Origin of the sequence: Microbacterium sp. NPDC057407 (assembly GCF_042803895.1) — a bacterium.
Classification (GTDB): Bacteria; Actinomycetota; Actinomycetes; order Actinomycetales; family Microbacteriaceae; genus Microbacterium.
This window is the reverse complement of the sequence record NZ_JBHVCA010000001.1, coordinates 545,919-572,446: the sequence shown is the minus strand read 5'-3', so window position 1 is coordinate 572,446 and position 26,528 is coordinate 545,919. Positions and strand designations below refer to the sequence as shown.

Annotated in this window: 28 protein-coding genes; 13 read left to right on the top strand and 15 right to left on the bottom strand. The window is 71.6% G+C overall.

The features are described from left to right. Positions 1-24: 24 nt before the first annotated feature. The gene (locus ACFUTX_RS02760) at positions 25-1,170 is read right to left on the bottom strand and encodes a zinc-dependent alcohol dehydrogenase (RefSeq protein WP_378860659.1); all 1,146 of its coding nucleotides are present in this window, start codon (positions 1,168-1,170) and stop codon (positions 25-27) included. 123 nt (positions 1,171-1,293) lie between these two features. Between ACFUTX_RS02760 and ACFUTX_RS02755 the strand changes: the two genes are divergently transcribed. The 4 genes from ACFUTX_RS02755 to ACFUTX_RS02740 all read left to right on the top strand — a co-directional run bounded on the left by ACFUTX_RS02755 (position 1,294) and on the right by ACFUTX_RS02740 (position 4,066). Further along, positions 1,294-2,472, top strand: coding sequence for an aminotransferase class I/II-fold pyridoxal phosphate-dependent enzyme (locus ACFUTX_RS02755; RefSeq protein WP_378860658.1), 1,179 nt, complete (start codon positions 1,294-1,296; stop codon positions 2,470-2,472). Between the two features lie 167 nt (positions 2,473-2,639). Next, positions 2,640-3,143, top strand: a complete 504-nt coding sequence (gene msrB / locus ACFUTX_RS02750; RefSeq protein ID WP_378861048.1) for a peptide-methionine (R)-S-oxide reductase MsrB — start codon at positions 2,640-2,642, stop codon at positions 3,141-3,143. Further along, positions 3,140-3,694, top strand: a complete 555-nt coding sequence (msrA, locus tag ACFUTX_RS02745; protein WP_378860657.1) for a peptide-methionine (S)-S-oxide reductase MsrA — start codon at positions 3,140-3,142, stop codon at positions 3,692-3,694. The genes msrB and msrA overlap by 4 nt, the downstream gene beginning before the upstream one ends. 159 nt (positions 3,695-3,853) lie before the next feature. Then, positions 3,854-4,066, top strand: coding sequence for a DUF2945 domain-containing protein (locus ACFUTX_RS02740; protein ID WP_378860656.1), 213 nt, complete (start codon positions 3,854-3,856; stop codon positions 4,064-4,066). A 1-nt stretch (position 4,067) separates the two neighbouring features. Here the strand turns inward: ACFUTX_RS02740 and ACFUTX_RS02735 are convergent, their stop codons facing one another. From ACFUTX_RS02735 to ACFUTX_RS02725, 3 genes are all read right to left on the bottom strand, one after another. Further along, a complete protein-coding gene (locus tag ACFUTX_RS02735) occupies positions 4,068-5,744 on the bottom strand; it encodes an ABC1 kinase family protein (protein ID WP_378860655.1) in 1,677 nt (558 codons plus the stop codon). 103 nt (positions 5,745-5,847) lie between these two features. Beyond that, positions 5,848-6,420 carry a PadR family transcriptional regulator gene (locus ACFUTX_RS02730; protein WP_378860654.1) on the bottom strand — a complete coding sequence of 191 codons (573 nt, stop codon included), beginning with the start codon at positions 6,418-6,420 and terminating at the stop codon, positions 5,848-5,850. Between the two features lie 70 nt (positions 6,421-6,490). Next, positions 6,491-7,111 carry a GyrI-like domain-containing protein gene (locus ACFUTX_RS02725; protein WP_378860653.1) on the bottom strand — a complete coding sequence of 207 codons (621 nt, stop codon included), beginning with the start codon at positions 7,109-7,111 and terminating at the stop codon, positions 6,491-6,493. Between the two features lie 91 nt (positions 7,112-7,202). Between ACFUTX_RS02725 and ACFUTX_RS02720 the strand changes: the two genes are divergently transcribed. From ACFUTX_RS02720 to ACFUTX_RS02710, 3 genes are all read left to right on the top strand, one after another. Then, positions 7,203-7,658 carry an SRPBCC family protein gene (locus tag ACFUTX_RS02720; protein WP_378860652.1) on the top strand — a complete coding sequence of 152 codons (456 nt, stop codon included), beginning with the start codon at positions 7,203-7,205 and terminating at the stop codon, positions 7,656-7,658. A 106-nt stretch (positions 7,659-7,764) separates the two neighbouring features. Then, positions 7,765-8,838 carry a DNA polymerase IV gene (locus tag ACFUTX_RS02715; RefSeq protein WP_378860651.1) on the top strand — a complete coding sequence of 358 codons (1,074 nt, stop codon included), beginning with the start codon at positions 7,765-7,767 and terminating at the stop codon, positions 8,836-8,838. A 113-nt stretch (positions 8,839-8,951) separates the two neighbouring features. Then, on the top strand, positions 8,952-9,446 hold the full coding sequence (locus ACFUTX_RS02710) for a DUF2510 domain-containing protein (RefSeq protein WP_378860650.1): 495 nt from the start codon (positions 8,952-8,954) through the stop codon (positions 9,444-9,446). Between the two features lie 7 nt (positions 9,447-9,453). On the opposite strand, the gene ACFUTX_RS02705 is transcribed toward ACFUTX_RS02710, so the two are convergent. The 3 genes from ACFUTX_RS02705 to ACFUTX_RS02695 all read right to left on the bottom strand — a co-directional run bounded on the left by ACFUTX_RS02705 (position 9,454) and on the right by ACFUTX_RS02695 (position 12,233). Next, a complete protein-coding gene (locus ACFUTX_RS02705) occupies positions 9,454-11,010 on the bottom strand; it encodes a molybdopterin-dependent oxidoreductase (RefSeq protein WP_378860649.1) in 1,557 nt (518 codons plus the stop codon). A 75-nt stretch (positions 11,011-11,085) separates the two neighbouring features. Continuing rightward, positions 11,086-11,490: a DUF3054 domain-containing protein gene (locus ACFUTX_RS02700; protein ID WP_378860648.1), complete on the bottom strand. Its 405-nt coding sequence runs from the start codon at positions 11,488-11,490 to the stop codon at positions 11,086-11,088. Next, positions 11,487-12,233 carry a sulfurtransferase gene (locus ACFUTX_RS02695; protein WP_378860647.1) on the bottom strand — a complete coding sequence of 249 codons (747 nt, stop codon included), beginning with the start codon at positions 12,231-12,233 and terminating at the stop codon, positions 11,487-11,489. The genes ACFUTX_RS02700 and ACFUTX_RS02695 overlap by 4 nt, the downstream gene beginning before the upstream one ends. A gap of 117 nt (positions 12,234-12,350) precedes the next feature. On the opposite strand from ACFUTX_RS02695, the gene ACFUTX_RS02690 reads away from it, so the two are divergent. Then, positions 12,351-12,941 (top strand): Dps family protein, encoded by a 591-nt coding sequence (locus tag ACFUTX_RS02690; protein WP_378860646.1) that lies wholly within the window; start codon positions 12,351-12,353, stop codon positions 12,939-12,941. An 87-nt stretch (positions 12,942-13,028) separates the two neighbouring features. Here ACFUTX_RS02690 and ACFUTX_RS02685 read toward each other — a convergent pair whose 3' ends face one another. Together ACFUTX_RS02685 and fdhD are read right to left on the bottom strand one after the other, a co-directional pair. Continuing rightward, complete coding sequence (locus tag ACFUTX_RS02685) at positions 13,029-13,391, bottom strand: hypothetical protein (RefSeq protein WP_378860645.1); 363 nt, start codon at positions 13,389-13,391, stop codon at positions 13,029-13,031. Positions 13,392-13,479: 88 nt separating this feature from the next. Then, entirely contained in the window at positions 13,480-14,358 is an 879-nt protein-coding gene (gene fdhD, locus ACFUTX_RS02680; protein WP_378860644.1) for a formate dehydrogenase accessory sulfurtransferase FdhD, read from the bottom strand. Between the two features lie 129 nt (positions 14,359-14,487). Between fdhD and ACFUTX_RS02675 the strand changes: the two genes are divergently transcribed. The 5 genes from ACFUTX_RS02675 to ACFUTX_RS02655 all read left to right on the top strand — a co-directional run bounded on the left by ACFUTX_RS02675 (position 14,488) and on the right by ACFUTX_RS02655 (position 21,030). After that, a complete protein-coding gene (locus ACFUTX_RS02675) occupies positions 14,488-15,933 on the top strand; it encodes a cytochrome ubiquinol oxidase subunit I (RefSeq protein ID WP_378860643.1) in 1,446 nt (481 codons plus the stop codon). An 18-nt stretch (positions 15,934-15,951) separates the two neighbouring features. Further along, positions 15,952-16,983 carry a cytochrome d ubiquinol oxidase subunit II gene (cydB, locus tag ACFUTX_RS02670; RefSeq protein WP_378860642.1) on the top strand — a complete coding sequence of 344 codons (1,032 nt, stop codon included), beginning with the start codon at positions 15,952-15,954 and terminating at the stop codon, positions 16,981-16,983. A 71-nt stretch (positions 16,984-17,054) separates the two neighbouring features. Further along, entirely contained in the window at positions 17,055-18,755 is a 1,701-nt protein-coding gene (gene cydD, locus ACFUTX_RS02665; protein ID WP_378860641.1) for a thiol reductant ABC exporter subunit CydD, read from the top strand. After that, positions 18,752-20,473: a thiol reductant ABC exporter subunit CydC gene (gene cydC, locus ACFUTX_RS02660; protein ID WP_378860640.1), complete on the top strand. Its 1,722-nt coding sequence runs from the start codon at positions 18,752-18,754 to the stop codon at positions 20,471-20,473. The genes cydD and cydC overlap by 4 nt, the downstream gene beginning before the upstream one ends. After that, complete coding sequence (locus ACFUTX_RS02655) at positions 20,470-21,030, top strand: GNAT family N-acetyltransferase (protein ID WP_378860639.1); 561 nt, start codon at positions 20,470-20,472, stop codon at positions 21,028-21,030. The genes cydC and ACFUTX_RS02655 overlap by 4 nt, the downstream gene beginning before the upstream one ends. On the opposite strand, the gene ACFUTX_RS02650 is transcribed toward ACFUTX_RS02655, so the two are convergent. The 6 genes from ACFUTX_RS02650 to ACFUTX_RS02625 all read right to left on the bottom strand — a co-directional run bounded on the left by ACFUTX_RS02650 (position 20,999) and on the right by ACFUTX_RS02625 (position 26,467). Continuing rightward, complete coding sequence (locus ACFUTX_RS02650) at positions 20,999-22,630, bottom strand: DUF2867 domain-containing protein (protein WP_378860638.1); 1,632 nt, start codon at positions 22,628-22,630, stop codon at positions 20,999-21,001. The genes ACFUTX_RS02655 and ACFUTX_RS02650 overlap by 32 nt on opposite strands. A 73-nt stretch (positions 22,631-22,703) precedes the next feature. Further along, positions 22,704-23,354, bottom strand: a complete 651-nt coding sequence (locus ACFUTX_RS02645; protein ID WP_378860637.1) for a GNAT family N-acetyltransferase — start codon at positions 23,352-23,354, stop codon at positions 22,704-22,706. Next, positions 23,351-24,457: a sulfate/molybdate ABC transporter ATP-binding protein gene (locus tag ACFUTX_RS02640; RefSeq protein ID WP_378860636.1), complete on the bottom strand. Its 1,107-nt coding sequence runs from the start codon at positions 24,455-24,457 to the stop codon at positions 23,351-23,353. The genes ACFUTX_RS02645 and ACFUTX_RS02640 overlap by 4 nt, the downstream gene beginning before the upstream one ends. Beyond that, the gene (locus tag ACFUTX_RS02635; RefSeq protein WP_378861047.1) at positions 24,454-25,275 is read right to left on the bottom strand and encodes an ABC transporter permease; all 822 of its coding nucleotides are present in this window, start codon (positions 25,273-25,275) and stop codon (positions 24,454-24,456) included. The genes ACFUTX_RS02640 and ACFUTX_RS02635 overlap by 4 nt, the downstream gene beginning before the upstream one ends. Next, positions 25,260-26,072: a molybdate ABC transporter substrate-binding protein gene (gene modA, locus ACFUTX_RS02630; RefSeq protein WP_378861046.1), complete on the bottom strand. Its 813-nt coding sequence runs from the start codon at positions 26,070-26,072 to the stop codon at positions 25,260-25,262. Before modA ends, ACFUTX_RS02635 begins: the two co-directional genes overlap by 16 nt. A gap of 2 nt (positions 26,073-26,074) precedes the next feature. Then, positions 26,075-26,467, bottom strand: a complete 393-nt coding sequence (locus ACFUTX_RS02625; protein WP_378860635.1) for a molybdopterin-binding protein — start codon at positions 26,465-26,467, stop codon at positions 26,075-26,077. Positions 26,468-26,528 lie beyond the last annotated feature (61 nt).

The window sequence follows — 26,528 nt, the reverse complement described above, 5'->3', positions numbered from 1 at the left end:
CTTTCTCCTTCACTCGTCGGGACGTCAGGACGCCGGGACGATCACGGGCTTGATGATGTCGTCGAGCTTCGACGAGAAGATGTGGTAACCCTCGGCGATGTGGTCGAGAGGGATGCGGTGGGTGATCAGCTCGCTGGGCTTCAGGTACCCCGACCGGATGTGCTCGAACAGTCGCGGCCACTGGCGCTTGACGGGCGCCTGGTTGGTGCGGATCGTGAGCCCCTTGTTCATCGCGTCGCCGAACTTGACGGCGCTGAACAGCGGACCGTACGCACCGACGACCGAGACGGTGCCGCCCTTGCGGACCGTGTCGATCGCCCAGTTGAGCGCGACCGGCGACCCGCCCTGCAGCTTGAACTTGGCCGAGGTCACATGCTGGAGCACATGGCCGTCGGCCTCCGCGCCCACGGCGTCGATGACGACATCCGCGCCGAGGCCGTCCGTCAGCTTCTTGAGCAGACGCACGATGTCGCCCACCTGACCGAAGTTGATCGTCTCGGCGAACGCGAACTCCTCAGCCTTGCGCAGGCGGTAATCGAGATGGTCGACCACGATCACGCGCCCCGCTCCCATCAGCCAGCACGACCTCGCCGCGGCGAGACCCACCGGTCCGGCGCCGAACACGACCGCCGTGTCGCCGGGGACGATGTCGGCCAGCTGCGCGCCGAAGTAGCCGGTCGAGAAGGCGTCCGTCAGCAGCAAGGCATCCTCGTCGGGGATGTCATCGGGGACCACCGACGGACCGACATCCGCGAACGGCACCCGCACCCGCTCGGCCTGACCGCCGTCGTAGCCACCAGTGGTGTGCGAGTACCCGTAGATCCCGCCGACCGCCGTGGCGTTCGGGTTCACGTTGTGGCAGTTCGAGAAGAGACCGCGGGCGCAGAAGAAGCACGACCCGCAGTAGATGTTGAACGGCACCATCACCCGGTCGCCGACCTTCAGGTTCTGCACCGATGAGCCGACCTCCTCGACCCGGCCGATGAACTCGTGCCCGAAGGTGTGGCCGATCCGGGTGTCGGGCATCATGCCGTGGTACAGGTGCAGGTCCGACCCGCAGATCGCCGCTAGCTCGACCTTCACGACGGCGTCGTTCGGATGCTCGATCTTCGGATCGGGCTTGTTCTCGACACGGAGCTTGTACGGTCCGCGGTACGTCATGGCCTTCATGCTGTCCTCCCAAGAGGTTCGCTTCGGTGAGCGTCCCACCCTGGTCACCGCGCATCGATCGACGGAGGGGGTTGCGAAACTCGCCGGAAGGGTCCACAGTGCAGGCTTGGGGACGGTGATGCCATGGTGCGAACGGTGCTGTCGGCGCGCGCCGCCGAGGCGAAGGCCTCGATCGATCGGGTGACGGACTTCCTCGCGCGAGTCCAGGCGCTCACCGACGACCCCGACTCGCTGGACTTCACCTTCGGCAATCCGCACGAACTGCCCCTCGCGGGGCTGTCGGCCGCGATCCGCGCCCAGACCGAGCCCACGACCGTCGACTGGTACGCGTACAAGACCAGCGAGAGGTCCGCGCAGGAGGCGATCGCGGCGGGGCTCGAGGCCGAGCTCGGACTGCCGTTCGAACCCGAAGACATCGCCATGACCCAGGGCGCCTTCGGCGCGATCCAGCTGGCCTTCGCACTGCTCACCGACGCCGGCGACGAGGTCGTCATCCCCGTGCCGGGCTGGTTCTGCTACGAGCCGATGCTCCACGCGGTCAACCTGACGCCTGTCCCCGCAGCCCTGAACCCTCACTCGTTCGACCTCGACCTCGACGCGATCGAGGCCGCCATCACCCCCCGCACGAGGCTCGTGATCGTCAACTCGCCGTCGAACCCGACCGGCCGCGTCTTCCCGAAGGCCGCCTGGGACGCGCTCGCCGAGGTTCTGGAGAAGGCCTCCCGCGCCCACGGCCGCCGGATCTGGCTGCTCTCGGACGAGCCGTACCGGCGCATCCGCTTCGACGGCGTCGAGTTCGCCAGCCCCGCGGGATCGTATCCGTGGACGCTGATCGACTACAGCTACGCCAAAGTCCTCCTCGCGCCGGGCCAGCGGATCGGATACCTCGCGATCTCGCCCCTCCTGCCCGCCCAGGAGCGGGCGCAGCTGCGCGCGGCATGCATGCCGCTCGGTCTCGCGATCGGGTGGGGGTTCCCCGACGCCGTGATGCAGTACGCCGTGCCAGAACTCGAGAACCTCTCGCTCGACCTCGCCGAACTCACCCGCAAGCGCGACCGGATGTACAGTGCGCTGGTCGGCGCCGGATTCGAGGTGACTCGTCCCGAGGGCACCTTCTACCTCTGGGGTCGCGCACCCGGCGGCGACGGCGCCGCGTTCTGCGATGCCCTCGTCGAACGCGGCGTGTACCTCATGCCCGGGACGCTGTTCGACCAGCCCGAGCACTTCCGCATCTCGCTGACCGCCACGATGGCGACGATCGACCGGGCCCTGCCCGACATCCTCGACCTCGGCCCTCGATGACCGTCCTCCCGAGCGACCTCGCACCCGCCCCCAACCCCCGCGGCCCTCTCCAGCCCGGAACTCACGGCTCGCTCCCAGCTTCCAGGGACCAAAACGGGCGAGGCATCCGTTCTCTTCAATGACGCCGCAGCCAGCGGCGGCCCCGAGGAGGAACACCGTTGAACACCGTGAATCCCAGCGACTACCGCAAAACCCCCGAGGCGCTCAGCCGCCTCACCGACGCGCAGTACCGCGTCACGCAGGAGGACGGCACCGAGCCGCCCTTCCGCAACCCCTACTGGAACAACCACGATCCGGGCATCTACGTCGACGTCGTCTCGGGCCAGCCGCTGTTCTCGTCGACCGACAAGTACGACAGCGGAACCGGGTGGCCCAGCTTCACCCGGCCGATCGACCCCGAGGCCGTCACCACCAAGACCGACCGCAGCCTCTGGATGGCGCGCACCGAGGTACGGTCCTCCGGTGCCGACAGCCACCTCGGCCACGTCTTCGACGACGGTCCGCGGGATGCCGGAGGCCTGAGATACTGCATGAACTCGGCCGCGCTGCGCTTCATCCCCGCCTCGGACCTCGAGCGGGAGGGATACGGCGCCTACCGCCGCCTCTTCACCGACGGCGAGACGACCACCGACACCGACCCGACCACCCAGAATCAGGAGCACGCATCATGACCAGCGGTCCCTTCGACACCGGCGAGATCACCCGCACCCCCGGCACCGAGACGGCGGTCCTCGCCGGCGGATGTTTCTGGGGCATGGAGGACCTCATCCGCCGCCAGCCCGGCGTGCTCGACACGCGGGTCGGCTACACCGGCGGCGAGAACGCCCACGCCACGTACCGCAAGCACCCCGGTCACGCGGAGGCGGTGGAGATCGTCTTCGACCCGACGAAGACCACGTACCGCGACATCCTGGCGTTCTTCTTCCAGATCCACGACCCGTCGACCCTGAACCGTCAGGGCAACGACATCGGCACCAGCTACCGCTCTGCGATCTTCCCCCTCTCCCCCGAGCAGGAGCAGGTCGCGCGCGAGACCATCGCCGACGTGGACGCCTCCGGTCTGTGGCCGGGCAAGGCGGTCACGACGATCGAGCCCGCCGGGCCGTTCTGGGAGGCCGAGCCCGAGCACCAGGACTACCTGCTGCGCATCCCCAACGGGTACACGTGCCACTTCCCGCGCGCCGGATGGGTGCTCCCCAAGCGCGCCGACGCGACCGCGTAAACCACACACCCGTACCGGCGGCGTTCGCTCCACCACCGAGCGGACGCCGCCGATTCGTGCGAGCGCGCGCCGACCGTCGAGCGCATCGCGCGGCCGGCGTCAAGGGCTCCTCCCCGCCCGCCGGCAGGAGAAGACTGGCAGCGACGAAAGGGGCGAACGATGACGCAGAGTCTTCGCAAGGGCGACCGGGTGAGCTGGAACACTTCCCAGGGACGCACGCAGGGGAAGGTGGTCGAGCGCAAGACGAGCGACTTCGAGTTCGCGGGCCAGCACTTCACCGCGTCGGACGACGAGCCCGCCTTCATCGTCGAGTCGGAGAAGAGCGGCGACCGGGCCGCGCACAAGGGCTCCGCGCTGCGCAAGCTCTCCTGACTTAGGGTCGCCGGCCCACGCCGGCGAGCACCGCGTGAAGGAACGGCACCACCGACGCGGCCATGAGCACGGTGCCCAACACCGCCTCGTCGGCGCGCAGCACGGCGCCGCCGATGAAGAGTCCGGCGAACAGCACCGCCGACACGACGCGCCGGCCCACTCGCTCGATCGACCGCATCCGGTTCTCGACGCGGGGCGACTCGACCGACAGCCGCCCTTCCTCCGCGCGAGTCACGAAGTCGTCGAGGCGTCGGGGCAGGCGCGCCGCGACGGAGGCGATCGAGCCCGCCTCCCTCGCGAAGGCGCGCACGACGTTGCCGCGCTCGTCGCGGATCAGCTGCGCGGCGTAAGGCTCGACGGCGTCCCACATGTTGAACGCGGGCTCCAGCGAGCTGCACATTCCCGAGGTCAGCGACACCGCCCGCACGATCAGCAGGAAGTTCTCGGGCAGCTGGAACGGCAGTGAGCGGATCACGTCGCCGAACTCGCGGGCGAACGCCTGGAACTCGCGGGGATCCACCTGCTGCAGCTCGGCGAAGCCCATGCCGCCGAACCGGGCGAACAGCGCCGTCATCGCGCGCTCGAGCTCGGCGGTGTCGGCGGAAGGCAGCAGCACGCCGACATCGCGGATGCTGTCGACCAGCTGCCTCCCGTTGCGCGACGCCACCGCGATGACGACCTGCTGAAGGTCGCGGCGCAGCCGATCCGGCACCTCCCCCATCATCCCGAAGTCGATGAAGGTGAGCGTCCACGGCCGCTCGCCGAAGGGGGTCGGTGTGACGAAGATGTTCCCCGGGTGCGGATCGGCGTGGAAGTACCCGTCGCGGAACAGCTGGTCGAACATGACCGTCGCGAACTCTGAAGCCACCGCAGCCGGGTCGATCCCCGCCTCACGCAGAGCGTCGACGTCGTTGATCTTGATGGCCGTGACATCGGCGAGGGTCAGCACGCGCCGGGTCGTCCGCTCCCACGCGATCTCCGGCGCGTTCACCCGAGGGTCGCCGGCGAAGTTCTCGGCGAACCGCACCGCGTTCTGCGCCTCATGGAGATAGTCGATCTCTTCGCGACTCGTGTGCGCGAACTCCTCGATCAGCACGGGCAGGTCGACGTGGTCGCGGACGATCCGCACGCGGCTCAGCCACTGCGCGACCCGGCGGAGGGCCGCCAGGTCGACGTCGACGATCTGCTCGATGCCCGGGCGCTGCACCTTGACGACGACGTCGGAGAACCCGGTGTCTGCGGCGTCGGCGGGTCCGAGTCGCGCCCGGTGCGCTTGGCCGAGGGACGCCGCCGCCACCGGCACCGGGTCGACCCACTCGAACGCCCTCTCGAGCGGGACGCCGAGCTCGCTCTCGGCCAGGCGCTTGATCGCGGCGAAGTCGACGGGAGGCACTTCGTCCTGGAGGCCCTCGAGCTCTCTCGTGATCTCGGGCGGCAGCACGTCGAGCCGCGACGACATGAACTGCCCGACCTTGATCATCAGGCCGCCGAGCTCCACCGCCAGACCGTGGAAGTTGCGCGCCAGGCCCGTGAGCCGCGCGGCCCGGCCGCGTGAGGCCAGACGCGCGAGCCCGAGACGAGGGAGGAACAGTTCGAACCACCACGCCTGCACCATGTACCGGGCCGCGAAGCGCAGGATGCGGCGGTACCGGGCGCGAGAAGGACCGGTGTCGGCCATCGAGTCTCCCTGCGTCCGGACCGCGCGTCCGGAGGCGGAATCGCCGCGGGTGCCTGCGCTGTCCGTCGAGACTTTACTGTGCCGTCGCTCGGGCGGCATCCCGTCAGTCCTGGGCGAGGATGCTGTAGAGCTTGCGGCGAGCCTCGTCGAGCACCTCGACGGCCGCCTGCACCTGCTCGGCCGACCCGTTCGTCCCCACCTGCGCGGCGGCCTGAGCGAGCTTGGCTCCGGCCTTCGGCAGCGCTGTGGCGCGAGCGGCGTCACGTCGCGACGACGACTCCCACGGCGCCGACTTGCCCTCGGACGCCTCGGCCGCGGCCCGGCCGGCCTCGGTCAGCGAGTACGTCTTCTTGCCGCCGGCCTCCTCGGCCGTGATCAGCCCCTCGTCGGCGAGGAGCTGGAGGGTGGGGTACACCGAGCCGGGGCTGGGCTTCCACGTGCCGCCACTGCGCTCCTCGATCTCGTAGATGATCTGGTAGCCGTGCATGGGACGCTCGGCGAGCACGGCCAGGATCGCGGTGCGGACGTCGCCGCGGCTCACACGCGGGCTCATGACGCGCTGCTCGAACATGTCGCGCAGCTGGTCCATCGCCTCCCACAGGCCGCCGCCGGGCTTGCCCGCACCCTGCCCGCCACCGCGGGCGCCGAACCAGTCCCCCGTGAACGAATCGCTCATCATGACCTCCTCCGGTCGCGTCACCGATACCTCGGCGACATTGGACGATATATCGCTATCTCCGGTGAGGTTACGCCTCCTCGACGGGCTGACGAAGGATTGTGCGCAATTTCTCAGGAGCGGTGCGACGCGCGTCGCTGAGGTAGATCTCGTGGTGACGACCGGTCATCCGCAGTCCCTGGGCGGGGATGAACTGCTCGTGCATGGCCCGCAGCACCGGCGCCTCATCGTCGTACGACCCGACGTGGAGCGTCTGCACGCACAGACCTTCGGCGAGCGTCTGGAGCCGGAGATCATGCCCCAGCGGCGCCGCCCCCTTCGCAGCCGCCGTCGCCCGGGCCCGGTCGACGTGGGCGCCTTCGATCCAGTCGGGGACGAGGATCATCGCCGTCCAGCTCCACCGCGTCTTGTCGCGCGCCGACGTGAACGATGCCATGTCGTCCGCCCACCACAGCGCCTCCAGCGGCATCACCACGTGGTCGCGGCCCAGCTCCCGCTTGCTCAGGAACTTCACCGCATACGCGACGCCGAAGAGCGTCGACACCGCGTCCCGGTACCGCTCCGACGCGTTGGGATCGCCGCTGCCGTCCACCATGAGGTACTGCTGCGGCTCGACGTCGACGATCTGGAACGACCCGCGCCGCGCCGCGTACCCCGCGATCTCCCTCTTGAGGTCGAGCTTCACGTCCATCTCCACCGTCCTTCCCTCTCGACCGATAACGTGCCCACCTTGGGAAATCAAGGGGGTGCTTCCCCGGTGCCCGGTGGCAGAGGGTGGGATCATGACGCAGATCATCGAGACCATCGACGTAAACGTCCCCGTGACGACCGCCTACAACCAGTGGACGCAGTTCGAGAGCTTCCCGCACTTCCTCGAAGAGGTCGAGTCGATCACCCAGCTCGACGACACCCACACGCACTGGAAGGTCAAGGTCGGGCCGTTCGAGCGCGAGTTCGACGCCGAGATCACCGAGCAGCACCCCGACGAGCGGGTCGCGTGGCGTAGCCAGGGCGGCGACACCGCCCACGCCGGCGTGGTCACCTTCCACAAGCTCGACGACGCGCAGACCCGCGTGACGGTGCAGATCGACTGGGAGCCGACCGACGCGATCGAGAAGCTCGGCTCGCTCGTCGGCGCCGGTCAGCACGCCGTCAAGAAGGACCTCGAGAACTTCAAGGAGTTCATCGAGAAGACCGGTCACGAGACGGGCGCCTGGCGCGGCGACGTCCCCCGCTGATCCTTCGATTCCGGATGCCGCGGCCCCGCGCACTGACGGGGGCCGCGGCATCCGCGTTCCCGCCGTTCTCTCGACCGCGTCCGACGCCCCCGCCACACTGGACGACATGACCGCCACGCCGTGGGTGCTGCATGTCGACCTCGACCAGTTCATCGCGGCGGTCGAGGTGCTGCGGCGTCCCGAACTCGCCGGCAAGCCGGTGATCGTCGGAGGGCGCGGAGACCCCACCGAGCGCGCGGTCGTCTCGACCGCCTCGTACGAGGCACGCGAGTTCGGTGTCGGCTCGGGGATGCCGCTGCGCATCGCGGCACGCAAGGCGCCCGATGCGATCATCCTCCCCGTCGACGCACCGGCGTACACCGCGGCCTCCGACGAGGTCATGGAGACGCTGCGGGCACAGCCCGGCGCCGTGGTGCAGGTGCTCGGATGGGACGAGGCCTTCGTCGGGATCCGCACCGACGACCCCGAGGGGTACGCCCGGCAGATCCAGGCCGCGGTGCTGGAGCGGACGCAGCTGCACTGCAGCGTCGGCATCGGCGACACGCTTGTCCGCGCGAAGAACGCCACCGACTTCGGCAAGCCGCGGGGCGTCTTCCGCCTGACCGCCGACAACTGGCTCGAGGTCATGGGGCATCGCGACACGATCGCGCTGTGGGGCGTCGGCAGCAAGATCTCGAAGCGGCTCGCGGGCCTCGGCATCCAGACGGTCAGCCAGCTCGCGCACGCCGATGAGAGCCGGCTGGCCGCGGAGTTCGGACCGAAGATGGGCCCCTGGTACCGCCAGCTCGGACGAGGCGACGGCTCGGCCGTCGTCGACGACACCCCGTGGGTCGCCCGCGGCCACGGCCGCGAGACGACGTTCCAGCAGAACCTGGTCGACCGCGGCGACATCGAGGCTGCGGCCCGCGAGCTCCTGACGCAGGTGCTGGCGGATGTCGCGGCCGAGGGTCGTCCGGTCGTGGGCGTCGGGCTGAAGGTGCGGTACGCCCCGTTCCTCACCAAGACGTTCGTGCACAAGATCGCCGCCACGTTCGACCGCGACACCGTCATCGCCGAGACCCTGCGCCTGGTCGACAGGATCGAACCCGACCGTCCGCTTCGTCTGCTGGGGGTTCGCGCCGAGATGCAGATGCCCGACGACGCGCGGGAGGGCCACACCCCCACCCGCAGCGGCTGGTGAGCTCCCCGCGCACCTGTTGACGAAGCATCCGTATCCGCTATCCTGCGAGCAGCACGGTTGGGGAACCGTGCGGCGCGGCATGGGAACCGCGCCCGACTCAACTGGGGAATGAGATGAGCGACGACAGTCGTCTGGGGGCGCCGCCTGCGGGCTGGCGATACGACAGCAGGACCGGAAGCACACGCTGGTGGGACGGCACCCGCTGGACCGACCACTCGCGGCCGCTGGATCCGGTGGTCCGCACGCTGCCGAAGCGGGCAGAGCAGGTGAGCAGCACGCTCGCGATGGACCGCCGCGTGCTGAGCGCCGCGGCGTCCTCGAGCGCGCCGCGCAACGCGGCGGCCGACTCGGGTCTCGTCTTCCTCGTGATCGCGGGGTTGGCGGTCGCGGTCGGGGCGTGGCTCGGACCGGGCATGGCCGCGGCCACGGCCACCGTTCTCGGCTTCGCGCAGCTGGCCCTCGCCGTCACGGCGTTCGCCCTGTCGCTGACGGGGCTCGCCATCGCCGCCGTCCGCTCCACGAGCAAGAGCAGGGCCACGGTCGGGCTGCTGCTCTCGGCGGTGCTCGTCGCCTTCCTCGTCTTCCGGCTCGTCGCCGGGGGCGTGTAGGCGCGAGTCAGGTGACGCGGACCAGCGTCCGCTGCCATCCCGTCGACCCGTCGGGTGCGATCGGCGCGCGCTCCTCGATCTGCAGGTTGCCGGCGCGGTCGACCGCGCGGACGGTGACGTTGTGGGTGCCGGGCGCGGCATCCCATTCGAGCACCCACTGCACCCAGGTGTCGTCGTTCACCGGCGTCGAAAGGGTCGCCGGACGCCAGTCGTCGTCGTCGATCTTCACCTCGACGCGGTCGATGCCGACCGTCTGCGCCCACGCGACGCCCGCGAGCGGCACGCGGCCCGCCTCGACCGCCTGACCGGTGCGCGGCGTGTCGAGTCTCGACGAGAACTTGATCGGCGCCTCGGCGCTGTACCCGCGGGGCGTCCAGTACGCCTCGTCGGCGGCGAACGTCGTCACCTTCAGCTCGGTCAGCCACTTCGTCGCCGACACATACCCGTACAGCCCGGGCACGACCATGCGCACCGGGAACCCGTGCTCGAGCGGCAGCGGCTCGCCGTTCATCGCCACCGCCAGGATCGCGTCGCGGTCGGGATCGGTCAGGGCGTCGAGCGGCGTGCTGGCGGTGAAGCCGTCGACGCTGCGCGAGAGCACCATGTCGGCTTCGCCCGCGGGCCCGGCGAGCCGCAGCACGTCGCGCACCGGGATCCCCAGCCACTTCGCCGTCCCGAGCAGCTCGCCGCCGACCTCGTTCGACACGCACGTGAGCGTGATGGAGTACTCGTCGAGGCCCATCTCGAGCAGCTGGTCGAAGGTGAGCTCGACCCGCCGGTCCACGAGCCCGTCGATCGTCAGCCGCCAGCCCGCCGGATCGATCGTCGGCACCGTCAGCGCGGTGTCCACACGGTAGAAGTCCGCGTTGGGCGTGTACAGCGGCGACAGTCCGGGGATGTCGAGCTCCGCGCCCGCCGGCACGTCCACGACACGGCGCGGCTGAGGAAGGCGGAGCGTCCGGCGGATCGCCGTGATCGACGTGGTGGCGGCGTCGGCGATGCGGGCCCCGACCCCCACGAGGACGGCGGATGCCCCGGCGATCGTCAGCACGCGGAGGAAGCCGCGGCGGTCCAGGCCCCTGTCCGCCTCCGGTTCGTCGGCGGAGAGGTCCGCCCACGCTCGCAGGCGGCGGATCAGGATCACGAGCAGCACGGAGCCGGCGATCGCTCCGACGACCGGCGGCACCCATGCGAATGGACCCGCACCGGCGCGGGTGACGATCGCGGCGAGCGCGAGCGCTCCGGCGATGCCGAGGGCGACGACTCCGAGCGGCGGGCGCACGAACTGGAGCAGTCCCGCGACCGCCGACGCCACGACCACGGCGAGACCGAGGCCGATGAGCAGGGCCGGCTTGTCGAACTCGCCGAAGGCGGTGATGGCGAATTCCTTGAGCGGCCGCGGGACCACGTCGATCACGAACGACCCCACCGCGAGCAGCGGGCTGCTCCCCCGTGCGACGAGGAGCGCCGCCAGCTCGGCGACGGCGAGGAAGACCGCGGCCGACACGACGCCGGCGACCGCACTCCACGCCAGGAAGCGCGCCCTGCCTCGTCGCTGCATCATTCCAGCCTCCCGCCTTCCCCCGGTGTTCGGCGCGGACGGCGGGGCGGATTGGTCCACCCTTCCCGGAGCGGGGGCTCAGCGAGCGGTACGGGCGCGGCGCCGGCGGACCGCGATGAGTCGCCAGCCGACGAGGAACACGAGCAGCGTGAGCGCGGCGACGACCACGAACGCGACCGCGGTGCCCTGTCCCGACAGCGCGCGCAGCAGCATCCCCACGGCCACCGTGACAGCCCACACCGGAAGACCCGTGCGGACGGGAGCGAACGGGGCTCGCCACGCCACGGCGACCAGCCAGCCGGCGACGAGGGCGGTGAGGAACGGCCACGCCGTGGCCCAGAGTCCGTCGACGACGTTCTCGCCGTGACTGGCCCGGCCGATGACCGCGAACACCAGCACCAGGGCCGCGTCGACGGCGAATGCGCTCAGGGCCGCGCGGGCGCCGGGGCGCGCGCGGTCCTCCGCTCGCGCGTCGGCGGTCATCGACCCGCCGCCGTCGCGCGGGGCGCGAGATCGGGGGTCAGCGCCTCGCGCTCGTCGAAGACGAAGCAGTCGCCCACCCAGTGCTCGCCGCCGACGTGCTCGAACCAGCCGAGGATCCCGCCGTCGAGCTGCATCGCGTCGACGCCGGATTCGCGGAGGTGGATCGCCGCCTTCTCGCAGCGGATGCCGCCCGTGCAGAAGCTGACGACGGTCTTCCCGGCCAGACCGGTAGCGTGCGTAGCCGCGGCATCCGGAAACTGGGTGAACCGCTCGATCCTCCAGTCGACGGCGCCGGCGAACGTGCCGTAGTCGACCTCGAAGGCGTTGCGCGTGTCGAGCAGCACCACCTCGCGCCCGTGGTCGTCGTGTCCCTGCGCGAGCCAGCGTCGCAGCGTCGCGGGCGCGACGGCAGGTGCGCGTCCCGCCTCGGGTCGGATGGCGGGGCGGTCCATCCGGATGATCTCGCGCTTGACCTTCACCCGGAGCCGGCGGAACGGCTGCTCGTCCGACCAGCTCTCCTTCGGGGCGAGCGCGGCGAACCGGGGGTCGCGCCGCAGCTCGTCGACGAACGCGCGGACGGATGCCTCCTCCCCCGCGAGAAACACGTTGATGCCCTCCTCGGCGAGGAGGATCGTGCCCCGGAGAGCCAGCGCATCGGCGCGATCGCGCAGCACCGACCGAAGATCGTCGGCGTCGCCGATCCGCGTGAACAGGTACGCCGAGATGTTGAGGACGGAGGGCACGACCTCCAGCCTACGTTCCGTCGGAGGACCTACCACTCCGGGTCGCCGCCTGCAATCCCCGGGCGCGTCCACGGGGTGGGTGGCTACCGTCGAAGAGTTCTCACGAGAGGAGAGACCGTGGCCACGACCACCGCGAACAAGACGACCTCGACCCCCTCGAAGACATCCGGGGCTCCGGCGCGCAACCGCCGCCGGGCCGCGAAGGGCGGAGCGGGCGCCGAGCTGACGAACGAGCAGAACGCCGAGAACGGCTTCACCGCGTCGGAGTCGCTGAGCGAGAACCTGCAGAAGGTCCTCGTCGACCTGATCGAGCTGTCGCTGCAGGGCAAGCAGGCTCACTGGAACGTGGTGGGACGCAACTTCCGCGACACCCACCTGCAGCTCGACGAGATCATCGAGGCGGCGCGCGAGTTCAGCGACACCGTCGCCGAGCGTATGCGCTCGCTGCACGCGCTCCCCGACGGGCGCAGCGACATCGTCGCCGAGACGACCACCCTGCCCGAGTTCCCGCAGGGCGAGATCGCCACGAACGAGGTCGTCGACCTGATGACCGAGCGCCTCGACGCGGTTGCGACGACCTGTCGCGACGTGCACGACGACGTCGACGAAGAAGACCCCACGAGCGCCGACATCCTCCACGCGATCCTCGAACGCGTCGAGCAGCTCTCGTGGATGGTGAGCGCGGAGAACCGCACGCCGAAGCGGTGATCCCAGGCGCCCCGACGCTGCCCACCTCTTCCTCCGGGAAGGTGGGCAGCGCCACTTAACCCGCGGGTCGGGACGATCCTCGGTCGGTCAGAAGACGTAGAGCTGGCCCATGACGAGGATCGCGATGAAGAAGACGCCGATGATCGCGGCGATGATCCCGAGCGTGCGGCCCGACAGCTTCGCCACCCCCCACCCGACGAGGAAGGGCAGGGCGAGCAGCAGGATCGCCACGATCCACCAGAACGCCACATAGCCTGCCGTCGTCGCCTCCGACAGCCGCCCGGCGAAGAGCTGCTGCGTGTTCGGGTGCAGGGCGAAGCGCACGGCTGCCGAGATCGGGACGGCGACGAACGCGAAGATGATGAGCCCGATGAGCGCGCCCCACAGCCCGGGGCTGCCGTTTCCGCTCAAGACGCCGCCGTGCAGTTCCTGGTCGTGACGAGATGCCATGCGCCGACCTTAGTGACGCCCCGCGGGCGCCGGCGTCATCCGCGGGGGATGAGAACGAGGACTCGGTCCGCGAGCACGGGAGGGTCGGTCACTCCGGCTCGGATAGCACCACGCGGTCCGGCCGCGCGTACAGGTTCATCGACGTGCCGCGCACGAACCCGGCGAGGGTGATTCCGGATGCCTCGGCCAGCTCCACCGCGAGGGACGACGGCGCCGACACGGCCGACAGGATCGGGATGCCCGCCATCGCGGCCTTCTGCACGAGTTCGAAGCTCGCGCGACCGGAGACCTGGAGGACCGTTCCCCGCAGCGGCAGCCGGTCGCCCAGCACCGCCCACCCGACGACCTTGTCGACCGCGTTGTGCCGGCCGACGTCCTCGCGGACCACGAGGAGGTCGCCGGTGGCGGCATCGAAGAGCGCCGCCGCGTGCAGGCCGCCCGTCTTGCCGAACACCGCCTGGTGCTCACGGAGCCGGTCGGGCAGGCCCAGGAGCAGCGCACCCGCGACGGGTGAGGCATCCGTCGCCGTCTCGTACTCCGAAACCGTGGCGACCTGATCGATCGACGCCTTGCCGCACACGCCGCACGAACTCGTCGTGTAGAAGTTGCGCGCGACGCTCGCATCGGGGAGCCTCACGCCGGCGGCGAGCGCCACGTCGAGCACGTTGTACGTGTTGCCGGTGGCGGGATCGCCGAGCGCACCGATCGCGCCGGTGCCGGGGCCGCCGCAGTGGATCGCGGAGCGCAACTGCCCGCCGTGCGCGATGATCCCCTCCGACACCAGGAACCCGGCCGCCAGCTCCACGTCGTTCCCCGGCGTGCGCATCGTCACGGCCAGCGGCTCGCCCGCGACGCGGATCTCGAGCGGCTCCTCGACGACGAGGGTGTCGCCGCGACGGCGCGACGTGAGCGACCCATCGTCGGCGGCGATGCGCACCACCGGCCGGTTCACCGTCCGTCGACCCATCGTCCGAGCGTAGCCCGACGCGTCGGAGCCCATCTAGACGGGCGAACCGCAGGGCGGTACCGTGTGGTCTGACCACATGCTACTGTGGTCAGACCACACAGGATCGACACGAGCGATCGGAGAAGAATCGTGGATCTGCTGGACCCTCTCCTGCTGGCGCGCTGGCAGTTCGGCCTCACGACGCTGTACCACTTCCTGTTCGTGCCGCTCACGCTCGGCATGGCGCTCACGGTTTCGATCTTCCAGACCGCCTGGTTCCGCACGGCGAATCTGAAGTGGCTGCACCTCACCCGGTTCTTCGGGAAGATCTTCCTCATCAACTTCGCGATGGGCGTGGTCACCGGCATCGTCCAGGAGTTCCAGTTCGGCATGAACTGGTCGGCCTACTCGCGCTTCGTCGGCGACGTCTTCGGCGCTCCCCTGGCCTTCGAGGGCCTGATGGCGTTCTTCTTCGAGGCGACCTTCATCGGCCTGTGGATCTTCGGCTGGGACAAGCTGCCCAAGGCGCTCCACCTGGCGAGCATCTGGATCGCGACGATCGGCGCCTGGTTCTCGGCCTACTTCATCCTCGCCGCGAACGCCTTCATGCAGAACCCGGTCGGCTTCCGCATGGCCGACGACGGGTCCCGCGCCGAGATGACCGATTTCTTCGCGGTGCTCTCCAATCCCGTCGCCCTCGCGGCGCTCCCCCACACGCTGTTCGCCGCGTTCATGATGACGGCGGGCGTGATCATCTCCATCTCGGCCTGGCACCTCATGCGCGGCCGCAACGTCGAGATGATGCGCTCGTCGCTGCGCTACGGCCTCTGGGGCATGATCGTCGCCTTCGCCGGCGTCGCGATCTCGGGCGACCAGCTCAGCCTCGTCATGGTGTCGACGCAGCCGATGAAGATGGCGGCCGCCGAGGCGATGTTCGACAGCGCGTGCGGAGCGGATGCCTCGTTCTCGATCTTCACCCTCGGCACCCCCGACGGATCGAGCGAGCTCTTCTCGATCCGGGTGCCGTACCTGCTGGCCTTGCTCTCGACCCACTCGCTGGACGGGTGCGTCGAGGGCATCAACGACCTCAACATGCAGTACACGACGGAGATGTTCCCGCAGTTCGCCGACCAGGTCGACGGCAACTTCGCCCCGATCCTCTGGGTCACCTACTGGTCGTTCCGCTGGATGATCGGACTCGGCGGCGTCGCGGCGCTCACCGCCGTCGTCGGCCTCTGGCTCACGCGCAAGAAGGCGCGACGCGACGTGCCGCAGTGGGCGTGGAAGCTGGCCGTGTGGGCGTGGCCCGCGTCGCTGTTCGCGATCCTCGTGGGCTGGGTCTTCACCGAGATGGGCCGTCAGCCCTGGATCGTGTTCGGGCTCATGCTCACCGAAGACGGCGTCTCGCCGAGCGTCCCGGGGTGGACGGTCCTCATCTCGCTGGTCGCCTTCACCCTGATCTACGCCGTGCTCGCCGTGGTCGAGGTCGGTCTCATCGTCAAGACCGCCCAGAAGGGTCCCGACCCGCTGCCCGGTCCGGGCGACCCCGACCCCCGCGAACTCGCGGTCGAAGACACCCCCACGACGGTCTACTAGGAGCGGTTGGAAAACGTCATGGACCTCGCATACCTCTGGTTCTGGATCGTCGGCTTCCTCTTCGTCGGCTACTTCGTGCTCGACGGCTTCGACTTCGGCGTCGGCATGTCGCTGCCCTTCCTCGGCAGGGACGACATCGGCAGGCGCCAGATCATCAACACGATCGGCCCCGTGTGGGACCTCAACGAGACGTGGGTGATCGTCGCCGGCGCATGCCTGTTCGCCGCGTTCCCCGAGTGGTACGCCACCCTCTTCAGCGGCTTCTACCTGCCCCTGCTGCTCATCCTCCTCGCGCTCATCCTGCGCGGCGTCTCGTTCGAGTACCGGCATCAGCGCGAGGGCCTCGCGTGGAAGCGCCGCTTCGACACGATGATCGTCGTGGGCTCGGCCGTCCCCGCCCTGCTGTGGGGCGTGGCGGTGGCCAACATCGTGCAGGGGGTGCCGATCGACGCGGACTTCGAGTTCACCGGTTCGCTTCTCACCCTGCTGAACCCCTACGGGCTCCTCGGCGGAGTCACGACCCTGCTCCTGTTCTTCACCCACGGCGTGTACTTCGTCGCTCTGAAGACCGACGGGCAGGTGCACGAAGACGCCCGTCGCCTCGCTCGCCGGTCCGGGGCGCTCACCGTCGGGGTCGCCGCCGCGTTCCTCATCTGGACGGTGCTCATCGCCGCCGACCGCCGGGCGCCGTTCCTGGGCGCTGTGGTGGTGTGCGCCGCGATCGCGGCGGTCGCGCTGCTGGCATCCCTGTTCGCGAACCTGCGCGACCGCGAGGGATGGGCGTTCGGGTTCGGCGCCGCGACCATCGTCGCCGCCGTCCTGACGCTCTGGTTCGCGCTGTTCCCGTTCGTGATGCCGTCGTCCACCGACCCGAGCTTCAGCCTCACGATCGAGAACGCCTCGAGCACCGACTACACGTTGACGATCATGACGTGGGCGGCGGTGATCTTCCTCCCGCTGGTGCTGCTGTACCAAGGCTGGACGTACTGGATCTTCCGCAAGCGCGTCTCGCGCACCCGCATCGAGCGGGCGGTCGCGGTCGGGCACTGACCTCGCATCTGAGCACGGACGGGAGGCACCGCCCGCCGACGCCGACGAGCGTTCGGTAGGGTCGAAAGGCCATGAGCGAAGCCGAGAACGGGCCGCCGGACGACGCCGCGGAGGGTCTGCCGCCTCGACTCGGCGGCAAGCCCGTCGATCCGAGGCTGCTCACGTACGCGCGCGCCTCCCGGGGGTTCTTCGTCACGATCGGTGTGCTCGCCGTGGCCCAGACGGCGGTGATCGTCGCGTTCGCGTGGCTGCTCACGAAGGCCGTCACCGACGCGATCGGAGGGATGCCGCTCGCGGGCCTCGTTCCCACCCTCGGCGCGCTCGCAGCGGTCGTCGCCGCCCGCGCGGTCCTGCTGTGGGGGCGCGAGGCGGTCGCATCGCGCGCCGCCGCGCGGGTGCAGACGCAGCTGCGCACGTCGCTCGTCGAGGCGGTCGGCAGGCTCGGCCCGGAGTGGCTCGGCACCCGCAACTCCGCCCAGCTCGCCGTGACCGCCGGGCGCGGCCTCGACGCTCTCGAGGCGTACTTCGGCCGCTACCTGCCTCAGCTCGTGCAGACCGTGGTCGCGACGCCGCTCCTCATCGCGGTCATGTGGTGGGCCGACTGGATCTCGGGTCTCACCGTGCTCCTCACCCTCCCCCTGATCCCGATCTTCATGGTGCTCATCGGACTCGCGACGCGCGCGGTGCAGGAGCGCCAGTGGCGCACGCTGCAGCGCCTGGCCGCGCGATTCGCCGACACCGTGCAGGGACTGTCGACGCTGAAGGTCTTCGGCCGGCAGCACCGGGCCGCGGCATCCATCGAGCAGGTCACCGCCGACTACCGGCGCGAGACGATGCGGGTGCTGCGGGTGTCGTTCCTCTCGGGGTTCGCCCTGGAGTTCCTCGCGAGCATCTCGGTGGCGATCATCGCCGTGTCGATCGGGTTCCGCCTCATCGACGGCGCCCTCGCCCTCGGCGTCGGCCTGTTCGTCCTGCTCCTCGCGCCCGAGGCCTACCTGCCGCTGCGACAGGTGGGCGTGCAGTTCCACGCCGCCGCAGAGGGGGTCGCCGCCACCGACGACGTCTTCGATGTGCTCGACGCCGCCCGCGACCCTGCCGCGAGCGAACGCCGCCTGAACGCCGCGCCGGATCCGCGCCGGTCGTCCTTGCGATTGACGGGCGTCCGGGTGCGCCGCGGCGACCGGATGCTTCCGCCGGTCGACCTCGAAGCGGCCCCCGGATCGGTCGTGCTGCTCGAGGGTCCGAGCGGCGCCGGAAAGTCGAGCGTGCTGGCGGCACTGCGTGGCGCGGCCGCCTACGAAGGCGAGGCGAGCTACGGCGACTCCGACGTGCGCGCCCTGCTGCCGTCGGAGTGGCTGGCATGGGCGGGCCAGCAGCCCGGGCTCATCTCGGGGACGGTGGCGGCCAACGTGGCGCTGGGAGACCCTTCGCCCGTTGCCGCCGACGTCGCCCGGGCCCTGGATCTCGCCGAAGCCGACGACCTCGACCCGGGCCGCGAACTGGGAGTGCAGGGCGCCGGACTGTCGGGCGGTCAGGCGCAGCGCGTCGCGGTGGCTCGCGCGTTCTACCGTCATCTTCGAGGTCGAGCGGGAGTGCTGGCCCTCGACGAGCCGAGCGCCGCCCTCGATCCCGACACCGAGAGTGCGCTGTGGCGCAGCATCCGCCGCGTCGCCGACGACGGCGCGATCGTCGTGCTCGTGTCGCACCGCACCTCCGCGCGTGCGATCGCCGACCGGGTCGTGCGCCTCGAGCCGAGCGAGGTGGTCGTGTGAGCGCCGCGCCGCCCGTCACCGTGTCCTCGTCCCGCGAGGTGCTGCGCGGCGCCCTGCCGCCCGCCCGCCGCTTCTGGCCGGCCCTCGCCTCGGGGTTCGCGTCCGAGGCGGCCGCGGTCGCACTCCTCGCGGTGAGCGCGTGGCTGATCGTGCGCGCCAGCGAGCAGCCGCCCGTGCTGTACCTGTCGGCGGCGGTCGTCGGCGTGCGGTTCTTCGCCCTCGCCCGTGCGACCTTCCGCTACCTCGAACGCCTCACCGGCCACGACGCGGCACTGCGTCAACTCGCCGCCACCCGGGCATCGCTCGTGCGCCGATTGGTGCCCCTCGCGCCCGACGGGCTCGCCCGCACGCGCCGCGGATCCGTGCTCGGCGCGCTCGTCGACGACGTCGACGAGCTGCAGAACCTCCCCCTGCGGGTGGTGCAGCCGCTCGTCGCGTCCGCCACGGTCGCGCTCGGCTCGGTGATCCTCGTGGCCGTGATCTGGTGGCCGGCCGCGCTGACCCTGCTCGCCTGCCTCCTCGCCGGAGGCCTCGCCGCCGCACTGTGGGGCTGGGCGGCGGGCGCGCGCGCCGAACGCGAGATCGCCCCGCTGCGCGCGCAGCTCGCCGACGCGGTCGTCGACCACCTCGGCAGCCTCGACGTGCTCATCGCGTACGGCGCCGAGACCGACAGCCGCTCCCGCATCGCCGCCGCGGACGCGGCCGTCCGCCGAGCCGTGGTGCGGCGCTCCGCCGCGCAGGCCGGCACCGCCGCCGTGGTGTCGCTGCTGGCGGGCGCCGCGTCGATCCTCGCGGTCCTGACGACGGCGCCGGGCGCGGCATCCGGTGCGCTCGACGGCCCGTCGCTCGCCGTCGCCGTCCTCGTGCCCCTGGCCGTGTTCGAGGTGTTCGCGTCGGTGCCGCTGGCCGCCTCCGCGTGGCGGCAGGTGAAGGCGTCGGCCGATCGCGTCGCCCGCGCCGTGCCCGACGAGGCGCCCGATGCCCTCGTGCGCGACGACCGCCCGGGCACCGGCGACCCGGTCCCCCTCGGCGACGGGCTGCGGCTTCGCGGCGCCTCGGTGCGCTGGCCCGGCGAAGCGGGCACGGCGTTGGAGGATGTCGACCTCGACGTGCGCCCCGGCGAGCGCGTCCTCGTCATCGGGCCGAGCGGCGCCGGCAAGACCACGCTGGCGCACGCCCTCGTCCGCTTCCTCGAGGTCCGCGGCGACTACGACATCGGCGGCCGCTCGGTGCACGGCGCCGCAGCCGACGACGTCCGGCTCACGGTCGGTCTGTGCGAGCAGCGGCCGATGCTGTTCGACGAGGACATCCGGCAGAATCTGCTGTTCGCGCGCGACACCGCCACCGACGCCGAGCTCGAGGCGGTGCTCGCCCGCGTCGGTCTCGCGGGGTGGGCGGCCGAACGCGGCGGACTGGATGCCCGTGTCGGCGAGCGCGGGGCGCTGATCTCGGGCGGGCAGGCGCAGCGCATCGCGCTCGCGCGGGCGCTGCTGCGCGATTTCCCGGTGCTGGTGCTCGACGAGCCGACCGCCGGCGTCGACCCGGAGGCATCCGATGCCCTGCTGTCCGACCTGCTCGGCGCCGTCGGCCCCGACCGGGCCGTGGTGCTGATCTCGCACGTGGCCGTCCCCGGCGGCCTGGTCGACCGCGTCGTGCACCTGCACCACGGGCGCCTCACGACGGCCGCGTCCGAGCACGACGGCGATCCCCGCCCGTGACGCTCCGCGTTCGGATCGCCACCCGCGACGACGCGGGGACGATCTCGCGCATCCGCGTCGACACCTGGCGGGCGGCGTACGCGGGCCTCATCCCGCAGGAGCTGCTCGACGCGCTCGACGCCGACAGCGAGGCCGAGCGTCGGGCGGCACGGTGGGAGGAGCTCCACGGCGATCCCCGCGGCGCCGAACTCGTCGCCGAGGTCGACGGCATCCCGGCGGGCTGGGCTGCCCTCGGACCGTCGATCGACGACGACCGGCCGCGGAGCGGGCAGCTGTACGCCATCTACGCCCGACCCGAGTTCTGGTCACGAGGCGTCGGACACGCCCTCCTGCTCGCGGCCGAGGCGCGGCTGCGCGCAGCCGGGTTCCGCCACGCGCACCTCTGGGTGCTCGACGGCAACCAGCGCGCCGCCTCGTTCTACGAAGCCCACGGGTGGTACGAGGACGGGCGCACCATGACCGACGAGCGCCGGGCACCGCACGGCGACGTCGTCACGCTCTTCGAGCGGCGCCGGGTCCGCGACCTCAGCGAGCCGGTCGCGAGTCCGCCGCAGTGACCTCCGCGGCGGCGGTGATGCGGGCCGCCATGCCGGCGAACACGACCCCGTGGAACGGGAGCACCGCCAGCCAGTACAGCCGTCCGGCGAGCCCGCGCGGGAAGAACACCGCCCGCTGGTCGTAGCGGGAGCCGTCGCCGTCGGGCGACGCCCGCAGCTCGAGCCACGCGAGACCGGGGACCTTCATCTCGGCGCGCAACCGCAGCATCCGCCCCGGCTCCAGCGCTTCGACCCGCCAGAAGTCGAGCGCATCGCCGACCCCGAGCCGCGCCCGCGATCGCCGGCCGCGCGCCAGGCCGATCCCGCCGACGAGCCGGTCCATCCAGCCGCGGATCGCCCACAGCAGCGGCGACGAGTACCAGCCGTTCTCGCCGCCGATCCCCTCGATGACGCGCCACAGCGCCTCGGGCGGCGCCGACGTGTGCGCCGTGCGGGCGTCGGTGAACACCACGCGGCCGGACCAGTCGGGGTCGCTGGGCAGCGGGTCGCTGGGCACGCCCAGCACCTCCGCGTCGGCCCAGCTCGTCTCGACGCTGTCGTCCTGCACCCGGCCGAGGGCGAGACGCACGGCCTGCCGGTAGCCGGTGAGACCCCGCTCCGGCCGAGGCACGAGCTCGTCGATCGCGTGGTCCTTCATGACGCACTCGTTCTGCAGCGACTCGACCAGCGGTCGCGCGATCGCCGCCGGGATCGGCGTGACCAGGTTGACCCAGTGCGACGCCAGCCGGGGCGTCAGCACCGGCAAAGACGCGATCGGCCGCTGACGCAGACCTGCCTCGACCGCGTAGCCGTTCATCATCTGGCCGTAGCGCAGCACGTCCGGACCGCCGATGTCGACCGCGCGGTTCACGTCGGCCGGGACGCGGGCGGCGCCGAGCAGGTAGTGCATGACGTCGCGCACCGCGATCGGCTGGATGCGGTTGCGCACCCACTTGGGCGCCGGCATGTAGGGAAGCACCTCGGTGAGGTGGCGCACCATCTCGAATGACGCCGACCCCGATCCGATCACGACGCCCGCCTGCAGCACCAGCGTCGGCACGCCGCTCGCGAGGAAGGTCTCGCCCACCTCCACGCGGGAGCGCAGGTGCGGCGACAGCGGCACGCCGTCGGGGTGCAGCCCGCCCAGGTACACCAGGCGCGACACTCCCGCCTCGGCGGCCGCGCGGGACACCACCTGCGCGGCACGGCGGTCGGCGTCGGCGAACCCCTTGCCCGCGGCCATCGAGTGCACGAGGTAGTAGAGCACGTCGACGTCCGCCACCGCGCGGGCGGCGGCCGCGGCATCCGTCGCGTCGCCCTCGACCGTCTCGACGCGACCGCCCCACGCAAACGACGTCACCCGCAGCGGGTCGCGCGCGAGCACCCGCACCCGGTACCCCGCCTCGAGCAGGCGCGGAACCAGGCGTCCTCCGATGTAGCCGGTGGCTCCGATGACCAGCGCGCGCGGCGGGGTGCCGTCGGGACGCGGCACCGCGACGAGGGCGGGCTCTCGCCCGGTGGGCGAGGACAGCCCCGGCGCCGGCGCGGGGTCTTCGGGCGGGGTCGGGTCGGCGGAGGGGGTCTGGTCGGCGGAGGCCAGCGGCGAGGTCGGGTCGTCCATGTCGGCAGGCTACGCGTCGAACCCCTCGTGACCAATGGCTTGACGAGACGACGTCGCCTCGCCCGTCACGCGGTCACGACGGGGTGCTTCCGCCCCACGTCATCCCGAACGCCCGGGCGCCGTCGGGCGACGGGAGGGCGGTGAATCCCACCCGAGGGTAGAAGGCGATCGCACCGGCATTGTCGGCGGACGCCACCAGATGCACGCCGGGCACGCCCCGGCGTCGCAGCTCGCCGACCAGCGTCTCGATCAGCCTGCGCCCGAGCCCGTGGCCCTGCGCCTCGGGAAGCAGATCGATGTGCAGGTGCGCGGGGTACTCAGGTCCGAAGAAGGCGGCGTCGGGTCCCCGGTCGGAGGCGTAGCGGACGATCCCGTCCTGGCGCGAGAGCGCGGAGGCGGCGGCATCCGGGCGCGGCCACCGGTCGGCGAACCGCGGCCACCATTCGTCGCGGAACCACTCCTCGAACGCGATGGTGTCGGGCGCGGCGACGATGTACCCGACGACACGTCCCTCACCGCCGTCCCCCGCCGCGGCATCCGTCTCCACCACGAAGGCCAGGTCGGGGTGCCGGGCCACGTACGGGAGCAGGAACACCTCCGCCCACAGCTCGTCGTCCTCGAGCACGCCGGTGGCGTCGGCTCCCGCGTCGGCCGTCTTCAGGCACACGTCGGCGAGCGCCGGCTCGTCACCGGCACGGAACGGGCGGATGCGCACGCCGATCATGCCACCTCGACGAGGCGCACGTCGGACGCCTCGACCTTGAGCCGCACCGGCACCCCCGGCGCGAGCCGCAGCTCCGCCGCCCGGTCGGCGGTGAGGTCGACCGCGACCTCGGGTTCGGCGGTGCGGACGCGCACCCCGGCCGGCGTCTGCTCCAGACGCGTCACCCGTGCGAGCCACTCGCCGTCGTCGTGCAGGCGGTCGAGCTTGAGAGCGCCCGTCCAGGTGTCGGCGACGACGTCGGTGATGGTCACCGCCGAGGGTCGGAACACGGCCGCGACGGCGGCGGCGTCGGCGTGGACGGATGCCGCGCCCCCCGCGTCGATGGTCAGCGGATGCTGCTCCCATCGACCCCCGCGCACCGTGCCCACGACTCGGTTCACGCCGGCGACAGCCGCGGTGAACCGGGTCGCCGGGGAGGCCAGGACATCGCGCACCGGCCCCGCCTGCGTGACCCGGCCGTTCTCCAGGACGATGAGGCGCCGTGCGAGCGACACGGCGTCGACGGCGTCGTGGGTCGCGACGATCGCGGTGGTGCGCGTCGCGGCGAGCTGGTCGTGCAGGAGAGCCCGGACGTCGCCCGCGATCTCGGTGTCGAGCGAGGTGAGCGGCTCGTCCAGGAGCAGTGCGGCCGGCTTCGTCGCGAGCGCGCGGGCGAGCGCCACCCGCTGCTGCTGACCGCCCGACAGCTGTGCCGGCCGCCGGGCGCCGAGGCCCGCGAGCCCCACCCGCCACAGCCACTCGTCGGCTTCGGAGTCCGCAGCCGACGTGGGGATTCCGCGCACGCGCATCCCGAAGACGATGTTCTCGTGCGCGGTGAGGTGCGGGAAGAGCCGCGGCTCCTGACCCAGGAGCACGACCCCGCGCTGAGCCGGCTCGGTGCGCCGACGGGGACGCGCGGCGCGGTCGAGGTCGCGATCCCCCAGGCGCACGTGGCCCTCGTCGAGGCGCACCAGCCCGGCCAGCACGCCGAGGAGGGTGGACTTGCCGGCGCCGCTCGGACCCATCACCGCCACGACCTCGCCCGGTTCCGCCTGAAGCTCGGCCTCGAGCCGGAACCCGGGGCGCTGCACGACGACCCGCGCGTCGAGGGCCGCGCCGCTCACCGCTGCGCCTCCGGCCGCCACGCCCGCACGAGCAGGAGCACCGCCACGGCGGTGACGAGCAGCAGGAGCGAGAGCGCCACGGCCGTCCCCTGCGACACACCCGACCCGTTGAACGCCGTGTAGATCGCCAGCGGCATCGTCTGGGTCACGCCCGGGGCGTTTCCGGCGAACAGCGCCGTCGCCCCGAACTCGCCGATCGCGCGCGCGAAGCACAGCACGATCCCCGCGATGAGGCCCGGGGCCGCGAGCGGCAGGGTGACACGGCCGAGGATCGTCCACCGCCCGGCCCCCAGCGACGCCGCCACCTGCTCGTACCCCACTCCGATGGTCCGCAGCGAACCCTCCACCGCGAGCACCAGGAAGGGCAGCGCGACGAACGTCTGTGCCAGCACCACGGCGGCGGTCGTGAAGGGCACGCGGATCCCCCACTCCGCGAGCACACCGCCGAGCCAGCTCGTCCGGCCGAAGAGGAACAGCATGGCGACGCCGCCCACCATCGGCGGCAGCACCAGCGGCACCGTGACCAGCGCCCGCAGCACGGCCGCGGTGCGAGCGCCGCTGCGCGCGATGACGAGGGCGAGCGGCACCCCGAGCACGACGCACGCCGCGGTGGCGATGACCCCTGTGACCAGCGAGAGCGCGAGCGCGGACAGCGCTTCGGGCGACGTGACGTCGCTCCCGAGGGTGGACCAGTCCACGCGCAGCACGAGGGCGGTGAGCGGGAGTGCCAGGAGCGCCAACCCGAGCAGAGCGGGAAGGGCGAGGATGCGCGGCACGAAGCCGACGCTATCGTCGCGCGAGGTCACGGCGCTAGGAATCCGAAGTCCCGCAGCACCGCCTGTCCGGATTGCGAAAGCACGAACGCGACGAACGCGTCCGCGGCCTCCGGATCCTCGGCGCCGTCGAGTGCGGCGATCGGGTAGCGGTTGACGACGTCCTCCGCGCCGGCTGCCGGAACCGCCTCCACGTCGCTGCGCTCGCGTACGTCGGTGGCGTACACGAGCCCCGCATCCGCCTCCCCCGCCGCCACCTTCGTGAGCACCGCGGTCACGTTCTGCTCGAGGCTCGCGGGCACGGCGGAGACGTCGTTGGCGGCGAGGAGCGTGTCGGCGGCGGACCCGCACGGCACCTGAGGGGCGCACAGCACGACCGTGAGCGCGGGGTCGGACAGGTCGTCGATCCCGTTCACGCCGCCCGGGTTGCCGGCGGGCACTGCGATCACGAGGGTGTTCGCCGCGAAGACCTCCGCGGACGACGACACGAGTCCCGCGTCGACGACCTTCTGCATGTTGCTCTCGTCCGCCGATGCGAAGACGTCGGCGGGCGCGCCCTCGACGAGCTGTGTCGCGAGGGTGCTCGAGCCGTCGTACGTGATGGGGGCGACGTCGAGCCGCGGATGCCTCGCCTCGAACCGCTCGGCGAGCTCGTCGAACGCTCCGCCGAGCGACGCTGCGGCGTAGATGGTCAGCTCGCCGGTCAGCTCGCCGCCGGGCTCCGACGCTCCGGGCTCGACGGAGCCCGCCGGTCCGTCCGCTGCACGCGCGCAGCCGGCGAGGGCAAGCGCGACCACGACGGCGGTCCCTGTGAGGAGCGCCTGCCGGCGACGCGTTCGCATCGTCACGCCCGCGGCGCCTCGACGATCACCGTCGTCGCCTTCACGACCGCGACCGCCAGGGAGCCGATCTCGAGGCCGAGGTCGTCGGCGGCCTCGGCCGACATGAGCGAGACCACCCGGTGCGGGCCGGACTGGAGGTCGACCTGCGCCATGAGCCCGTCCCGCTGCACCCGGGTGACGAGGCCGACGAAGCGATTGCGCGCACTGGAGAGCACGTCGCCCGCATCGCGGGGCCCGTTCGCGAGCTCGGCCGCGCGCTCGGCGAGCGCCACGCCCGGCACCTCGGCCGGCGTAGCGCCGGTGGTCGGCAGCGTGCCGGCGTCGATCCACCGTCGGACCGTGTCGTCACTGACGCCGAGCAGGCGCGCAGCCTCGGCGATCTTGTAACTGGGCATGCCGCCACGGTACACCGCACTCGCGGCGACAGGGGCGGCTTTTCGTCCGCAGATGCGGCCG

What these genes read in the sequence shown, in the direction of transcription:
- ACFUTX_RS02760 (WP_378860659.1), bottom strand. Translation starts at nt 1,170, where the DNA reads ATGAAGGCCATGACGTACCGCGGACCGTACAAGCTCCGTGTCGAGAAC.
- ACFUTX_RS02755 (WP_378860658.1), top strand. Translation starts at nt 1,294, where the DNA reads ATGGTGCGAACGGTGCTGTCGGCGCGCGCCGCCGAGGCGAAGGCCTCG.
- msrA (WP_378860657.1), top strand. Translation starts at nt 3,140, where the DNA reads ATGACCAGCGGTCCCTTCGACACCGGCGAGATCACCCGCACCCCCGGC.
- ACFUTX_RS02740 (WP_378860656.1), top strand. Translation starts at nt 3,854, where the DNA reads ATGACGCAGAGTCTTCGCAAGGGCGACCGGGTGAGCTGGAACACTTCC.
- ACFUTX_RS02735 (WP_378860655.1), bottom strand. Translation starts at nt 5,744, where the DNA reads ATGGCCGACACCGGTCCTTCTCGCGCCCGGTACCGCCGCATCCTGCGC.
- ACFUTX_RS02730 (WP_378860654.1), bottom strand. Translation starts at nt 6,420, where the DNA reads ATGAGCGATTCGTTCACGGGGGACTGGTTCGGCGCCCGCGGTGGCGGG.
- ACFUTX_RS02725 (WP_378860653.1), bottom strand. Translation starts at nt 7,111, where the DNA reads ATGGACGTGAAGCTCGACCTCAAGAGGGAGATCGCGGGGTACGCGGCG.
- ACFUTX_RS02720 (WP_378860652.1), top strand. Translation starts at nt 7,203, where the DNA reads ATGACGCAGATCATCGAGACCATCGACGTAAACGTCCCCGTGACGACC.
- ACFUTX_RS02715 (WP_378860651.1), top strand. Translation starts at nt 7,765, where the DNA reads ATGACCGCCACGCCGTGGGTGCTGCATGTCGACCTCGACCAGTTCATC.
- ACFUTX_RS02710 (WP_378860650.1), top strand. Translation starts at nt 8,952, where the DNA reads ATGAGCGACGACAGTCGTCTGGGGGCGCCGCCTGCGGGCTGGCGATAC.
- ACFUTX_RS02705 (WP_378860649.1), bottom strand. Translation starts at nt 11,010, where the DNA reads ATGATGCAGCGACGAGGCAGGGCGCGCTTCCTGGCGTGGAGTGCGGTC.
- ACFUTX_RS02700 (WP_378860648.1), bottom strand. Translation starts at nt 11,490, where the DNA reads ATGACCGCCGACGCGCGAGCGGAGGACCGCGCGCGCCCCGGCGCCCGC.
- ACFUTX_RS02685 (WP_378860645.1), bottom strand. Translation starts at nt 13,391, where the DNA reads ATGGCATCTCGTCACGACCAGGAACTGCACGGCGGCGTCTTGAGCGGA.
- fdhD (WP_378860644.1), bottom strand. Translation starts at nt 14,358, where the DNA reads ATGGGTCGACGGACGGTGAACCGGCCGGTGGTGCGCATCGCCGCCGAC.
- cydB (WP_378860642.1), top strand. Translation starts at nt 15,952, where the DNA reads ATGGACCTCGCATACCTCTGGTTCTGGATCGTCGGCTTCCTCTTCGTC.
- cydD (WP_378860641.1), top strand. Translation starts at nt 17,055, where the DNA reads ATGAGCGAAGCCGAGAACGGGCCGCCGGACGACGCCGCGGAGGGTCTG.
- ACFUTX_RS02650 (WP_378860638.1), bottom strand. Translation starts at nt 22,630, where the DNA reads ATGGACGACCCGACCTCGCCGCTGGCCTCCGCCGACCAGACCCCCTCC.
- ACFUTX_RS02645 (WP_378860637.1), bottom strand. Translation starts at nt 23,354, where the DNA reads ATGATCGGCGTGCGCATCCGCCCGTTCCGTGCCGGTGACGAGCCGGCG.
- modA (WP_378861046.1), bottom strand. Translation starts at nt 26,072, where the DNA reads ATGCGAACGCGTCGCCGGCAGGCGCTCCTCACAGGGACCGCCGTCGTG.
- ACFUTX_RS02625 (WP_378860635.1), bottom strand. Translation starts at nt 26,467, where the DNA reads ATGCCCAGTTACAAGATCGCCGAGGCTGCGCGCCTGCTCGGCGTCAGT.